The sequence below is a fragment of the Micromonospora sp. NBRC 110009 genome, from assembly GCF_030518795.1.
In the GTDB taxonomy this organism is placed as follows: Bacteria; Actinomycetota; Actinomycetes; order Mycobacteriales; family Micromonosporaceae; genus Micromonospora.
The window spans coordinates 6,655,445-6,669,196 of sequence record NZ_CP130427.1 but is presented as its reverse complement, the minus strand read 5'-3'; the positions used below and the strand labels follow the sequence as shown (position 1 = coordinate 6,669,196).

Here is a 13,752-nt window from a genome sequence, read left to right as displayed (position 1 = left end):
GAGGCAGAGACCCCGATGCGACGAGGCTTCAAGACCGAGGCCGAACGACTTGCCGACCGCACCCGAGCCGAACTCGGGCTCCAACCGCATGCCCACATGCCGATCCGAAACCTCGCCGCGCACCTCGACATCGAGATCCATCCCGCCGACCAACTCGTCGACCGCGCAGAACTTGAAGAACTCGACGAGCTGCAACCGGGCGTGTTCTCAGCGGCGACCTTCCACCTGCCAGGCGGCCGGACCGCCATCGTCTGCAACCCGCTTAGCGAGATCGGGCGGACCAACAGCGACATCGCGCACGAGATCGCCCACGTCCTTCTTAACCATGAAATCCGAGAGATCCAGCAACTCGCCGGCCACACCTTCTTCACCTGCAACCCCGAACAGGAAGAAGAGGCGAACTGGCTCGCCGGCTGCCTGCTTCTGCCCAGGCCGCTGTTGCTCCGGGAGGCGTACGCTGCCTCAACCCCCGACCTGATCGCGGAAAAACACCACGTCAGCGTGCCCATGGCCAGATACCGCCTGAATGCCAGCGGCGTGCTCCTACAGGTCCAACGTTCCCGCGCCGGGCGAAACGCACGCTCGTAGCTCCTGGGGCGGAACACCGCAGGCGCAGCGCCACCGCTTCCTGCCGAATCCGGCCTTTTATTGGGAGGGAGGCCCTGGTTCCCGTTGGCCAAAGACCCTCTACGTAGGTCCGGGCAGAGGTGTGGACGGCGTGGTTGTCATGCCGATCGCCTACGAACAGCCGGGGCCACTACGACAAGTTCCTGAGCTGCGGGAACATCTTTCGGGTGGTGTCACATCCGGTTCGCCGGCGCAGGCGGCGTCCGCACGCGCGGCCAACCACCCCCACCGGCCATCGTCTTCGAGGCGCTCACCGAGCCCGCTCGCGACCCGGCGCGTCCCTGGCTGCGACTATTCGAAGACGGGCAATCGCCGAGATCCTGCACGCCGAGCATCCGCGCATGGTCGTCTGGTCGTCGCTGCGCTAGGCGACCGGATGCGCTGTGCGTTCGACCTGGGTGTCCGCTACCGGGATGCTCGTGGACCAATAATTGTCAGTATGTGTGCCAGAGCAATCTTCAGGCGGAGCCGAGACCGCTCAAGGTCGGAACGTTGGGCAAGCCGCTGGTTGCCTCGCAACTGGCCTTCCCTCGGCAGTCCATCGGCACTCTTCAGCTGCTGCTGTGCCCCCAGCTTGAGTTCTTGAGAGCGGCTCACCCGCCAACTTCCGCCGATTGTCCTCCACTCGACCTCGAACATCCATTCGATGTCTAGGTCGCTAGCGGTTGACGCCACTACATCGACCAAGGACCCACTTCCTGTGGGAGGGATCAGGCGGTTATTGAAGCCCTTGACGACAGGATCCGGGCTGGCGAGATCAACCGTCAGTGGGTCTCCATCCGATGGCACGGCATCATTCGTCATACAGTCCATCTTGAGTGTCCTACCATTCCTTGCTGCAGGCCTCTTAGTGATCGCCACGGCCCTGACCGTTCCGATTTGGACCGGCTGTTCATCACTGGTAAACAAGCTCAACGCCACAGTCGCCGACCCAACAGGAACGGCATCCAGTAGTCCAACCCAGGCGATGAAACGTCTTTCGACCTCCTCTTTCGAGGTGGTGGTCTGGTTATCCGCGTGACCTGGCTGGAAAGTGGCCGGCAGTGGCGGCGTCGAGGACGGGTCGCCAGGGCCGGTGCGATCTGGTCTGACGCCCGTGCCACACGCCGCAGGCCTTATGAGCGGAGTCGCTGTAACTAACAGTGCCGGCTCCGACGGCGGGCCACTTGGCCCGCTCGAAAGGAAGCCGCCAACACCACATGTTGCTGCCGTCCCTCCTATAACCCCTGTCATGACGAGGCCGAATTTGCGGACCTTTAGTGGCGGAGGTGTGCTGATCCCCCCGTCGCTCTGCCTGTCTCGGGTGCGCCGCGCCGAGATAACCTGGTGAACACTAACCGCCAGGCTTAGTACGCCAATAATCATGGCGAAGACGCTTGCGTACTGGTCAGCAATCTCCAGCTTCTTGGGAACGAGGAAGCCGAGAATCCCTCCCAGCAGCAGGAGAGTGCTGAGCACGACCCACGCCCCCGACCAGGTTCCAGCTTGACGCAGTCGCCACGCCCGCAGGTGCTCGCGCACGTTGCGATCGACCCGTGCCCGAGGCTCCCGCCCCCGCCGTGCGCCGTCGTCGTACCCTCCGTCGACCATGGCCGGGATGATACGGGGAGTGCGCCACATGATCACTGGTCGTTGCCGACCCGTCCAGCGATGCCGCCGTCCAACAAGAGGGTTGTCGCTGTAGTGTCAAGCGCACGTCATGATCCGTGAAGCTGTGACCGTAATGTCTCTTATGGCAGCCCGGTCGGGCCAGGCAGCTGCTGAACCGGCAGCCCGCTACCAGAGCTCGCAGAGCTAGCGGCCCCCGTCCGTCTAGAGCAGTTCAGTCCGGTTCACACCGCCGGGTGCTCCCAGTCCGCTCCCATTACTGACCCACAGTGGTGGCTCCGAGGCGAGCGCGGCTGGCTCACGGGGAACATCTGCCTCGCGATCACGGTGTGAGAGCCGTCGGCTCGGGCCGTTATGACCCGATTGGTGCCTGTCGTTCCTGCCTGTGGCCCGCAGGCGGCGGACGTTGGCGGAGTAGCTCGGAGCCAAGTCGGACAGCCACGAGGAATCCTCAGCCGGAGGGAAAACGGGCAAAAATCCGTGACTCTTGTGGTGGAACCCACATGCTGCTAGTTTCACGCCATCGCTACGCCCGTTCCTCCTCGCGAAGTGTGGAAGAACAGGCATGACTCCAGGAATGGTTCGGTGATGTAGACGTGCTCCTGACGGGCTATCTCAACCGCCTCAGCTGCCGGCCTGGGGATGCAGTCGACGTACGAGTCAGCACCGATGCCGACTGGGTGACCCTCGACCTGGTCCGACTGCGTCACGGCGACGTCAACCCCGCCGGGCCCGGGTTCCGCACGGACGACGTCCCGGCGGTCACCGCCCAGCGGGTCCCTGGACGCCTGCAGCCAATTCATCCCGGTTCCTACCTGCGGGCCGCCGGAGCCGTCACCAGAGCACGCGAAATCGGGCTCGACGCAACCGTGTGGCCGACTACCCCCCGGGCGGGCCGAGTCCAGGGGGTACTGTCGCTGACCGACGAGTCGGGTCGGCACGTGGTCGCACTGGCACTCGACGAGACCGGCGCCCCGGTGTTGACCACGCCGGACGGCGTGGTGGTCCGCGCCAGCGGGCCGCTGCTGGAGCGCCGCTGGTACCGGCTGACCGCCACCGTGACGGCGGACCGGTGTCAGCTCGCGGTCACCGCGCTGAATCCACTTCCGGCCGACCACGACGGGACCCCGCAGTCCGGCGCCGGCGTGTCTGTGGACCGGGCCTCCGAAGTAGTCGCAGCCGCGCTTGACGTGGTGACGCACTCCGGGCCCCCCGTCCCAGCCGGCCTCTACAACGGCAAGATCGAAGCTCCGCAGGTTCGCGTTGACGGTACGGTCGCCGCACGCTGGGCGTTCGAGGACATGACCGACCTGGCCGTCGCCGTCGACATCACGGGCAATGGTCACCACGGCGAGCTCCACAACGGACCGGCCCGGGCGATGACCGGGTCCAACTGGACTGGCGACGTCGACGACTTCCGCCAGGCGCCCGAGCAGTACGGTGCGATCCATTTCCACGACGACGACCTCATCGATGCCGGGTGGGAGATCGACGCCACCGTGACCCTCCCCGCGGACCTTCCGAGCGGGGTGTACGCGATCCGGTTGCGGTCGGTGGACACCGTTCCAGCCGAGCTGCCGTCACCTGACGTCGACCACATCCCGTTCGCGGTGCTTCCGGCCGTCGGCGCGACACGCAAGAACGTCGCCTTCGTGCTGCCGACGTTCACGTATGTCGCCTATGCGAACGAACGGCTCATGCACCGCTTGGACTACGAGGCCGCAGGGATCACCGACCACCCGATCGTGCCGGGATTCCACGATCGGCTACTGGCCGAGCACCCTGAGTTCGGCTCCAGCCTGTACGACCACCACAGCGACGGTTCCGGGGTCTGCTACTCCAGCTTCCTGCGCCCGATCCCGAACCTGCGGCCGGACTACCGAATGTGGCTGCAGAATGCCCCGCGTCACCTCGGCGCCGACCTGTACACGGTGGCGTTCTTCGACCACGCCGGCATCGAGTACGACGTGCTCACCGACCACGACATCGACGCCGACGGCGCGGCCGCCCTCGACGGGTATCAGGTGGTGGTCACCGGCTCGCACCCCGAGTACTACAGCGGGACGATGCTCGACGCGGTACAGGCGCACGTCGACGCCGGCGGATGCCTGATGTACCTGGGCGGCAACGGCTTCTACTGGGTCACCTCGGCCGACCCGCGCCGTCCCGAGGTCCTCGAGGTGCGGCGCTCGGCCGGCATCCGTACCTGGGAGGCGGCCCCGGGCGAGCACCACCTCAGCTCGACGGGGGAGCGCGGTGGCCTGTGGCGCTGGCGCGACCGGTCGCCGAACAAGCTCGTCGGTGTCGGCATGTGCAGCCAGGGCTGGGACGAGAAGGCACCCCCGTTCATCCGCAGCGAGCTGTCTTACCGGCCGGAGTACTCGTGGGCGTTCGAGGGCATCGATGACCATGAGATAGGCGACTTCGGACTGATCATGAACGGCGCCTGCGGCGACGAACTGGACCGCTACGATCCGGCGCTGGGCAGCCCGCCTAACACGGCGGTCCTCGCCACCTCCGGCCGGCACAGCAACTACTACCAGCTCGCCGTGGAAGACGTCCTCATGCTCGCTCCCGGGCTCGGCGGCGCGGACTGTGCCGAAGTGCGCTCCGACATGGTGCTCGTCGAGCACGCCGCCGGTGGTGCGGTCTTCTCGGTCGGGTCCATCTGCTTCACCGGCTGCCTGCCCTGGAATGGGTTCGACAACAACGTGTCCCGGCTCGTGCAAAACGTCCTGACCAACTTCCGTAACCGGAACAGCAAAAAGTTCTGATCCGCCTCCGGCGCTTTGTCCGCGCCGATCCACCAGTGCTAGGAGATCGAATGTCTCACCGCACCACGCGTCGCGCCGCCGGCTGGCGGTTATCCGCGGCGTTCATCGCTGTCGCCGTCGCCCTGCCGCTGGCCGCCTGCGGCGGCGTCAAGGAAGACACTGGCAGCGCCGCGAAATCGGGCAGTTGTGAACGCAAGAAGGACAAGGTCATCGGGTTCGACTACCCGTTGACGTCGCTGGCGGTCTACGGCGACCTGAAGCGCTTCGCTGAGCAGCGCGCCAAGGAGCGGGGCTACGAGCTGCGCTACACCGCCGACGACGAGAATCTGCAGAAGCAGAACCAGAACATGCAGACGTGGGTGACCCAGCAGCTGCCGGCGATCGTCTCCTACCCACTGGAGCCAGCAGCGATGGAGCCGCTGGCCAAGCAGGCACGCGGCAACTGCACCGTTTTCGTCTCCTACGCAACTCCGCTGAAGAACCAGGACGCTAACATCCTGTTCAGCGGGCTGGAGAGTGGCAAGGCGCTGGGCGATACCGCCGCCGACTGGGCGGCCAAGCACACCGGCCCGGTCAAGGTGCTCGTGCTCAACAACCGCGACCTCGCGGTCGGCGCGCAGCGCGACGACGGACTGAAGGCGACCTTCCCCGGAGACGCCAAGAACATCGAGATCGTCTCGGCCCAGAAGGCCGGCACCCGGGCTGACGGCGAGCAGATCACGCGGACGGTGCTGCAGGCCCACCCGGACCTCAACATGGTTCTCGGGTATGACGACGACGTCGCCATCGGCGCGCAACAGGCCTTCCTCAACGCCGGCAAGGCCGCCGACGATCCGAACATCTTCATCGGCGGCCAGGACGGGTCCAAGGAGGGCCTGCAAGCGGTGGCGAAGGGCGGCATCTACCGCGTCTCCGTCGCAGTGCGCATCCGTGACATCGGCTTCGCCGTGACCGATGTCGCCGCCGACCTGCTCGAGGGCAAGGCGAACACGGGCGTCAACGTGCCGCCCGTCCCGCTGACCGCCGACAACCCGCAGCTGAAGGACTACCTCAGCGACTACAGCTGACCGGCCGGCCCGGCGCGGACCCGCGGTCCGTGCCGGGCCACCCCAGAGGAGAGCTATGACCCTGCAGATGGTCGGCATCACGAAGTCCTACAGTGGCTTCCGGGTGCTGCGCGGAGTCGACCTGAACGTCGCCCCGGGTGAAGTGCACGCACTGCTCGGACCGAACGGCGCCGGCAAGTCAACGTTGATCAAGTGCGTTGCCGGAGCGATCAATCCGGAGGCCGGTTCGATCCACCTCGACGACGCGCCGGTCGAAGATCTGACGCCCACCCGCGCTTTCGAGCTCGGCATCGCCGTGATCCACCAGCACCTCAGCCTGGTCGACGTACTCTCCGTGACCGACAACCTCTTCCTGGGGCACGAGCTGCGGCGCGGGCCAGTAATCAACCGGCGCGGCCAGCGGCGGATCGCGCGCGAACTGCTCGACCAGTTCGGCATCGACGTCCCCTTGGACGCCAAGGTGGGCACCCTACCCATCGGCACCAAGCAACTCCTCGAGATCGCCAAGGCTTGGCACCGCACCGACGTGAAGGTGATGGTGCTCGACGAGCCGACCGCGTCGCTGTCCGAGAGCGAGACGCAGCGGCTGTTCGCAGAGGTGGCCCGGATGAAGCAGCGTGGCGCCCGCATCATCTACACCACGCACCGGCTCGGTGAGGTGTTCCGGATCGCCGACAAGGTGACCGTCCTGCGCGACGGCCTGGTGACGCTGCAGGAGCAGGTGGCGACGCTGGAGCCGCAGCGGCTGGTGGCCGCGATCTCCGGCGGCACCGCCGAGGCGGCACGCGCGCGCACGGCCACCGCCGGCGACGTGGTGCTCGACATCGACCAGCTCGCCGGTCCACGGTTCGGTCCGGTATCCCTGCAGGCCCGCCGGGGCGAGATCCTCGGGCTATACGGCGTCCTGGGCAGCGGGCGCACCTCCCTGCTGGAGACCCTGTCCGGACGCTTCTGCCCAACCGCTGGCCGGGCGACCGTCAACGGAGCGCGGATGGCGATGACGTCCCCGGCGCGCGTGCAACGCGCCGGCGTCGCGCTCGTTCCGTCGGACCGCCAGCGGCAGGCGCTTTGGGCCACCCGATCAGCCTCCGACAACCTGCTCCTGCCGTCCTTCGGCCGCCTGGCGGCCGGACTGCTCCGGCGTCCGCGCAGGGAGCGTGGCCTCTTCCAGCGCACTGCCGCGGCGCTGGACCTTCAGCCGCCGGACGCGCGCCGAGCCGGCGGTGCCTTCTCCGGCGGTAACCAGCAGAAGCTGGTCCTGGGCCGATGGCTCGCCCGCATCGACGAGCTCTCGGTGCTCCTGCTCGACGAGCCGACCCAGGGCGTCGACGTCGGCGCCCGCAGAAAAATCTACGACGTCTGCCGCGAGCTGACCGAGCGTGGAGTGGCCGTCGTCTTCGCCTCGACCGACGCCGACGAGGTGGCGGCCCTGGCCGACCGCGCGCTGGTGATCGACGGCGGGCGCATCATCGCCGACCTCGCCGGCGACCAGATCACCGAGAAGTCGCTGCTGGACCACGCGCACCAGTTCACCGGCGTCACCACCTGAGCTTCCCGCACCTTGATGTTTGGAGCCTTGATCCGATGACCACAACGACCTCCACCACGACGAGCGCCGCACCGGCTTCGGCGCCTGCGGTCGGCGCCAAGCGCGATCCCATCGCGGTGACGCTGCGCTCGGCGCTGCTCATCGGGCTCATCGCCCTGACCGTCTTCTTCACGGTGCAGAACAGCCTGTTCCTGACGGCAGGCAACCTCAAGAACATCGCGCTGTCCGGCGCGGTGCTGCTGGTAGTCGCCGTTCCCCAGGCGCTGCTGGTCATCATGGGCGTCGTCGACCTGTCCGTCGGATCGGTGATCGGCCTGTCCGGAGTGGTCGCCGGCCTGCTGATCGTCGACCACGGGATGGCCTGGCAGGTGGCGGCGCTCATCGGCATCGCCCTCGGCGCGCTGGCCGGTTTCGGCAATGGGCTGCTGGTCTCTTTCACCCGGCTCAGCCCGATCATCGTCACGCTGGGCACGCTCCAGCTGTACCGGGGTGTCTCGCAGTTTCTCCGTAGCAACCCGCCGGCGAACTTCGGCAAGGGAATGAATTTGCTGGGTCGGGGCCTCTACCTCGGAATCCCGGTGCCCGTGTGGATCGCGGCCGTCGTCTTCGTCATTGGCGCCGTCGTGCTGTACGCCACCCCGTACGGCCGGTACGTGTACGCCATCGGCGTCAACAAGGAGGCCGCATTCCTGTCCGGTGTGGCCACCCGCGCGCTGCCGCTCGTGGCGTACGCCGCCACGGGTGCCGCCGCGGGGATCGGTGGGGTCCTGCTCTCCGCCCAGCTCGACTCCGCGCCGCCCGGCACCCTCGGGGTCGGGTTCGAGCTCAACGTACTGACCGCCGTGCTGCTCGGCGGGATCGCCTTCAGCGGCGGTCGCGGGACGATGTTCGGCGTCCTGCTCGGCGTCGCGTTCCTGGGAGTGCTCAACAATGGTATGACGCTGATGAATGTTCCTTACTACGCTCAGGCGATGGCCACCGGCGCCGCGCTCATCATCGGGGCTGGACTGGACGAGCTCAGTCAGCATTCGCAGCTGATCCGAGCTATCGGTCGTCGACGCTGAACCCGAGTCCATCCTCTCCATACAAGGCCGGAGGCCGGCATATGCTCCCCGACAAGCGCCGTGAGATGATTTTGCGTCTGCTCGATGAACGCGAGGTCGCCAGGCCTGCCTTCCTCGCTGAGCAGGCCGGGGTATCAGTGGAGACCATCCGCCGGGACCTGGTCTCGCTCGAGCACGAGGGCGCGGTGCACCGCGTGTACGGCGGGGTAGCCCGTGCCCGACTGTCCCACGGCAGCGAACCGTCCCGTGCCGAGCGGCTCGCCCTGCAGGGAGGCGCCAAGGCGGAGATCGCCGCGCTCGTCAGCGGGCTCATCGACGACGGCGAAACCGTCATCTTCGACGTGGGGACCACGGTCGAGATGTGCGCGCAAGCCCTGGCCACCAGCTTCCACGGCCGGGTCATCACCAACAACGTGCCGATCGTGACCCGGCTGGTCACCCGGCCCGGGCTGGACATCCACCTGCTCGGCGGTCACGTCCGCCCCGACGAGTTGAGCTGTTCGGGGCCGGACACCGTCGCGCTGGTCAACCAGTTCCACGCCGACAAGGCGATCCTCGGATCGGGCGGCGTCCACCCCCAGGCTGGCCTCACCGACTACGACCTTGACGAGATCGCGGTACGGCTGGCGATGATCGACGCGGCGCAGCAGGTCTACGTCGTCGCGGACGCCATCAAGATCGGACATGTCGCGCTTCGCAAGGTCTGTGACTGGGACCGGATCACTGCTGTCATCACGGACTCGGCCGCCGATGCGGAGCAGGTGACCAGGCTGCGGGAGGCTGGCGTGGAGGTCCTGCAGGGCCGGTCCGACTACGCCGACGCGCCGACCGCGGGCGATGCGCCGCGTGCTGCGCCTTCGCTGCCGTCATCGGCCCGGTACGACGACGACGGCGGCGGTTCACGATGAGCGACGCGGTTCTGGCCATCGACCAAGGCACCACCGCCACCAAGGCGCTCGTCGTCGCGGTCGACGGCACCGTCCTGGCCGACGCCGAGCAAGCCGTACCGGTGCGCGCTGCCGGTGACGGAGCGGTCGAGATCATTGCCCAGGACCTGTGGGAGTCCGTGGTCGCCGCCGGGCGGGCCGCGATCGGCCAAGCCGGCGTGCCCATCCGGGCGGTCGGGCTGGCCAACCAAGGGGAGTCCGTGCTCGCCTGGGACCACACCAACGGCGAGGCGCTGACCCCGTGCCTGGTCTGGCAGGACCGGCGGTCCGCCCAGATCTGCGAGGAGCTGCGTCCCGCCGGTGACCGACTGACCGCCATCAGCGGGCTACGGCTGGACCCGTACTTCTCGGCACCGAAGATGCGCTGGATCCGCGAAAAGATGACCGAGCGCGGCGTGGTGACCACCACCGACACCTGGCTGCTGCACCGGCTCACCGGCGAGTTCGTCACCGACGTGTCCACCGCCTCCCGGTCGATGCTGCTCGATATGAACACGCTCGAATGGTCCGACGAAGCGTGGGACCTGTTCGGCCTCGACGAGTCACGACCCCGGTTGGCGCGTAGTGACGAGACGATCGGTACCACCAACGTCTTCGGTGCGACCGTCCCGGTCGGCGGGATCATCGTCGACCAGCAGGCCGCGTTATGGGCACAAGGGGCGCGTGAACGCGGGCAGAGCAAATGCACCTACGGGACTGGCGCATTCCTGCTCGCCAACACCGGCGACACGGCGACTCGCAGCCCGGCCGGGCTGGCCACCTCGGTCGCCTGGCGCCTGGCCGATCAGGCTCGCTACTGCCTCGACGGGCAGCTCTACGCGGTCGGAGCCGCCTTCGCCTGGCTCAACCGGCTCGGCCTGCTGGGCGGCGCACAGGAGATCGAGACCATCCTGACCACCACACCACACTCCGGCGACGTCGTATTCGTACCGGCGCTCGCCGGCCTCGGCGCCCCGCACTGGCAGCCCGGCGCGCGCGCCGCGTTTCTCGGCATGTCCCTGTCGACCACGCGTGAACACCTGGTTCGTGCCGTCTGTGAGAGCATCGCCGCGCACGTCGCGGAGCTGGCCGGCACCGTAGCCACCGAGCTGCGCCAGCCGCTGACCGCGCTGCGAGTCGACGGTGGGCTGACCCGCTCACCCACGTTCCTGCAACTGCAGGCCGATGTCACCGGCGTCCCGATCGTGCCATGCCACTCACCACACGCGACCGCCCTCGGCGTCGCCGACCTCGCCGCCCGTACCGCGTACGGCCACGGCATCGCGCAGATTCCGTCGGCGCCCACGGTCGAGCCACACGCCCGCGCCGGGTGGGCCACCGAGCTGATCGAGCGCTGGCGGACCGCGGTCGCCCTCACCTCGAACTGGAGCACCTTGTGACCTTTGCTGATTCGCCCGCCAACGACGCCGAACCCTATGACGTCGCCGTCATCGGCGCCGGAGTCGTCGGATGCGCCGTCGCGCGCGAGTTAAGCATCCGCGGCGCCCGCACGGTGCTCATCGAGGCCCGCAATGACGTCGGCGACGCGACCAGCAAGGCGAACACGGCGATCCTGCACACCGGCTTCGACGCCAAGCCGGGCACCCTGGAGTCCCGACTCGTCGCCCGTGGGTACACGCTGCTTTCGGCGTACGCCGCACGCGCCGGCATCCCGGTCGAGGTCCCCGGTGCGCTACTCATCGCCTGGGACCAGGAGCAGCTCGACGAGCTACCGGTGCTCGCCGCGCGCGCAGAGGCCAACGGCTACCACCGGACCAGGCAGATCGGAGCCGACGAACTCTACGCCCGCGAGCCTCACCTAGGGCCCGGCGCGCTCGGCGCACTCGAAGTGCCGGACGAGGGCATCATCTGCCCGTGGACCACCTCGCTGGCGTTCGCCACCGAGGCCGTCCGCCACGGCGCCGTGCCGCGGCTCGATTCGCCGGTCACCGCTGTCACCGTCGGCGACAACGTCACCGTGGTCGAGACCGCGACCGGCCCGGTCGCCACCCGCATCGTCGTCAACGCCGCCGGCCTGGGCAGCGACCTGGTGCACGCGATGCTCGGCCTGGACGGGTTCACCATCACGCCACGCCGCGGCGAACTCATCGTCTTCGATAAGCTCGCCCGGCCGCTGGTCAACCATGTGCTGCTACCGGTGCCTACGAAGATGGGCAAGGGCGTCCTTGTTGCGCCGACGGTCTACGGCAACGTCATGCTCGGCCCCACCTCAGAAAACCTCGACGACCGCACCGCCACCGGGTCGAGCGAGGACGGGCTGGCATTCCTGCAGAATCACGGCAGGAGGATCATGCCCGACCTGCTCACCGAAGAGGCGACGACGATCTATGCGGGGCTGCGGGCCGCGTCCGAACACGACGACTACCAGATCAGCGTCCATCCGCAGCTGCGCTACGCCTGCGCGGGCGGCATCCGGTCGACCGGCCTCACCTCGTCCCTGGCGATCGCCGAGTACCTCGCCGAAGCGATGACGGACGTGCTCGGGCTCTCGCTCAAGCCCATGGCGCATCCCGAAGCCGATCCGCAACCGCCGCACATGCCGAACATCGGTGAAGCGACAGTGCGTCCCTATGCAGACGCCGCGCGGATCGCGGCGAACCCGGAGTACGGCGAGATCGTGTGCTTCTGCGAGCGCACGACGCTCGGCGAGATACGCGACGCGATGCGCAGCGACATACCGCCCCGCACGGTTGAAGGGCTACGGCGACGAACCCGGGCCACGATGGGGCGCTGCCAGGGCTTTTTCTGCGGCGCCACGATCCGTCAGATGCTCAACGCGCCGGATCCGTCCACCGCGGCGGTGCCCACCACCCGCCACAACGAGGGGGCCAAGTGACCTCGACCGGAGCAGTAGACACCGACGTAGCGATCATCGGCGCCGGTCCGGCCGGGCTCGCGGCGGCCATCGCCCTGCGGCAGGCCGGGGTCGCCAGGGTCACGGTGCTCGAACGCGAAACCGTCGCCGGCGGCATCCCCAGGCACTGCAACCACACCGGGTACGGCATCCGCGACCTGCACCGTTTCATGACCGGGCCCCGGTACGCGCAGAGCTACCTCGCCCGCGCTACTGCAGCCGGCGCGCAGGTGCTGACCTCGACCATGGTCACCGGGTGGGCGGCGGACGGCGGCATGCAGCTGACGTCGCCGGCCGGACGGCGCGACCTCCACGCGTCGGCTGTCCTGCTGGCCACCGGCGCCCGGGAGCGGCCGCGTACCGCCCGAAGGATCCCGGGAGACCGGGGGGCCGGGGTGTTCACTACCGGCCAGCTCCAGCAGGCCGTGTACTTGTTCGGTCAGTCCGTCGGTACGCGGGCGCTCGTCGTTGGCGCGGAACATGTCAGCTACTCGGCTGTGATGACTTTGCGCCACGCCGGTGTGGACGTCATCGGCATGCTCACCGATCGCCCGCACCACCACAGCTACGCGGCGTTCGCACTGGCCACCCGGATCGCGCTGCGGGTGCCCCTGCGAACGGGTACGAGGGTGGTCGAGGTCCAGGGCCGTCCGCGCGTGACCGGTGTCGTCGTCGAGGACACCGCGACCGGGCACCGCAGCACCATCGCATGTGACACCGTCGTATTCACCGGGGACTGGATTCCCGACCACGAGCTCGCGAGGGCCCGTGGACTGACCATGAATCCGGGTACGCGCGGTCCCGCCGTGGACGCCGGCGCCGCCACCGAGATAGACGGCTTGTTCGCAACGGGCAACCTGTGCCATCCGGTCGAGACCGCCGACGTGGCAGCACTCAGCGGTCGGGCGGCCGGCCACAGCATCGCTCGGTGGCTTGCTGACCGTCATCGCGTGGCGCGGCAGGCGGGCGTACCCATCGAGATCGACGAGAGCTTCGAGTGGGTACATCCACAGCGGGCGAGCACACTCGTCGACCTGCCACGAAACAAGATCATTCTACGTCCCCGAGTCTTCGCGACCGCGTCGTCGATCCGGGTGATGCAGGAAGACCGGTGCCTATGGTCGGGCCGAGTAAGACATCTCGTGCCAACCCGGCCGGCCTTAATCCCGACCGGATGGCTGGCCCGGGTTGATCCAGCGGGAACACCCATTCGTATCGAGTCGGCGCCCAGCGCACATGAGTGATCGCCTTGGTGTCAGATG

Annotated in this window: 10 protein-coding genes; 9 read left to right on the top strand and 1 reads right to left on the bottom strand. The window is 68.0% G+C overall.

All coding sequences use genetic code 11. The features are described 5' to 3' along the window. Positions 1–15: 15 nt before the first annotated feature. A complete protein-coding gene (locus tag Q2K19_RS31470) occupies positions 16–588 on the top strand; it encodes an ImmA/IrrE family metallo-endopeptidase (protein WP_302765942.1) in 573 nt (190 codons plus the stop codon). A 444-nt stretch (positions 589–1,032) separates the two neighbouring features. Here Q2K19_RS31470 and Q2K19_RS31465 read toward each other — a convergent pair whose 3' ends face one another. Continuing rightward, positions 1,033–2,085, bottom strand: coding sequence for a hypothetical protein (locus Q2K19_RS31465; protein WP_302765941.1), 1,053 nt, complete (start codon positions 2,083–2,085; stop codon positions 1,033–1,035). 1,091 nt (positions 2,086–3,176) lie between these two features. Between Q2K19_RS31465 and Q2K19_RS31460 the strand changes: the two genes are divergently transcribed. The 8 genes from Q2K19_RS31460 (at position 3,177) to Q2K19_RS31425 (ending at position 13,734) form a co-directional block, all read left to right on the top strand. Then, a complete protein-coding gene (locus Q2K19_RS31460; RefSeq protein WP_302765939.1) occupies positions 3,177–5,009 on the top strand; it encodes a N,N-dimethylformamidase beta subunit family domain-containing protein in 1,833 nt (610 codons plus the stop codon). A 50-nt stretch (positions 5,010–5,059) separates the two neighbouring features. Beyond that, on the top strand, positions 5,060–6,076 hold the full coding sequence (locus Q2K19_RS31455; protein ID WP_302765938.1) for a sugar ABC transporter substrate-binding protein: 1,017 nt from the start codon (positions 5,060–5,062) through the stop codon (positions 6,074–6,076). A gap of 55 nt (positions 6,077–6,131) precedes the next feature. Next, entirely contained in the window at positions 6,132–7,625 is a 1,494-nt protein-coding gene (locus tag Q2K19_RS31450) for a sugar ABC transporter ATP-binding protein (RefSeq protein WP_302765937.1), read from the top strand. Between the two features lie 35 nt (positions 7,626–7,660). Continuing rightward, positions 7,661–8,689, top strand: a complete 1,029-nt coding sequence (locus tag Q2K19_RS31445; protein WP_302765935.1) for an ABC transporter permease — start codon at positions 7,661–7,663, stop codon at positions 8,687–8,689. Positions 8,690–8,754: 65 nt separating this feature from the next. Continuing rightward, a complete protein-coding gene (locus tag Q2K19_RS31440; protein ID WP_302765933.1) occupies positions 8,755–9,597 on the top strand; it encodes a DeoR/GlpR family DNA-binding transcription regulator in 843 nt (280 codons plus the stop codon). Further along, entirely contained in the window at positions 9,594–11,015 is a 1,422-nt protein-coding gene (locus Q2K19_RS31435; RefSeq protein ID WP_302765931.1) for an FGGY family carbohydrate kinase, read from the top strand. Before Q2K19_RS31440 ends, Q2K19_RS31435 begins: the two co-directional genes overlap by 4 nt. Next, entirely contained in the window at positions 11,012–12,472 is a 1,461-nt protein-coding gene (locus Q2K19_RS31430; protein ID WP_302765930.1) for an NAD(P)/FAD-dependent oxidoreductase, read from the top strand. Before Q2K19_RS31435 ends, Q2K19_RS31430 begins: the two co-directional genes overlap by 4 nt. Next, a complete protein-coding gene (locus Q2K19_RS31425; RefSeq protein ID WP_302765928.1) occupies positions 12,469–13,734 on the top strand; it encodes an NAD(P)/FAD-dependent oxidoreductase in 1,266 nt (421 codons plus the stop codon). Before Q2K19_RS31430 ends, Q2K19_RS31425 begins: the two co-directional genes overlap by 4 nt. Positions 13,735–13,752: the final 18 nt, after the last annotated feature.

What these genes read in the sequence shown, in the direction of transcription:
- Q2K19_RS31470 (WP_302765942.1), top strand. Translation starts at nt 16, where the DNA reads ATGCGACGAGGCTTCAAGACCGAGGCCGAACGACTTGCCGACCGCACC.
- Q2K19_RS31455 (WP_302765938.1), top strand. Translation starts at nt 5,060, where the DNA reads ATGTCTCACCGCACCACGCGTCGCGCCGCCGGCTGGCGGTTATCCGCG.
- Q2K19_RS31450 (WP_302765937.1), top strand. Translation starts at nt 6,132, where the DNA reads ATGACCCTGCAGATGGTCGGCATCACGAAGTCCTACAGTGGCTTCCGG.
- Q2K19_RS31445 (WP_302765935.1), top strand. Translation starts at nt 7,661, where the DNA reads ATGACCACAACGACCTCCACCACGACGAGCGCCGCACCGGCTTCGGCG.
- Q2K19_RS31440 (WP_302765933.1), top strand. Translation starts at nt 8,755, where the DNA reads ATGATTTTGCGTCTGCTCGATGAACGCGAGGTCGCCAGGCCTGCCTTC.
- Q2K19_RS31435 (WP_302765931.1), top strand. Translation starts at nt 9,594, where the DNA reads ATGAGCGACGCGGTTCTGGCCATCGACCAAGGCACCACCGCCACCAAG.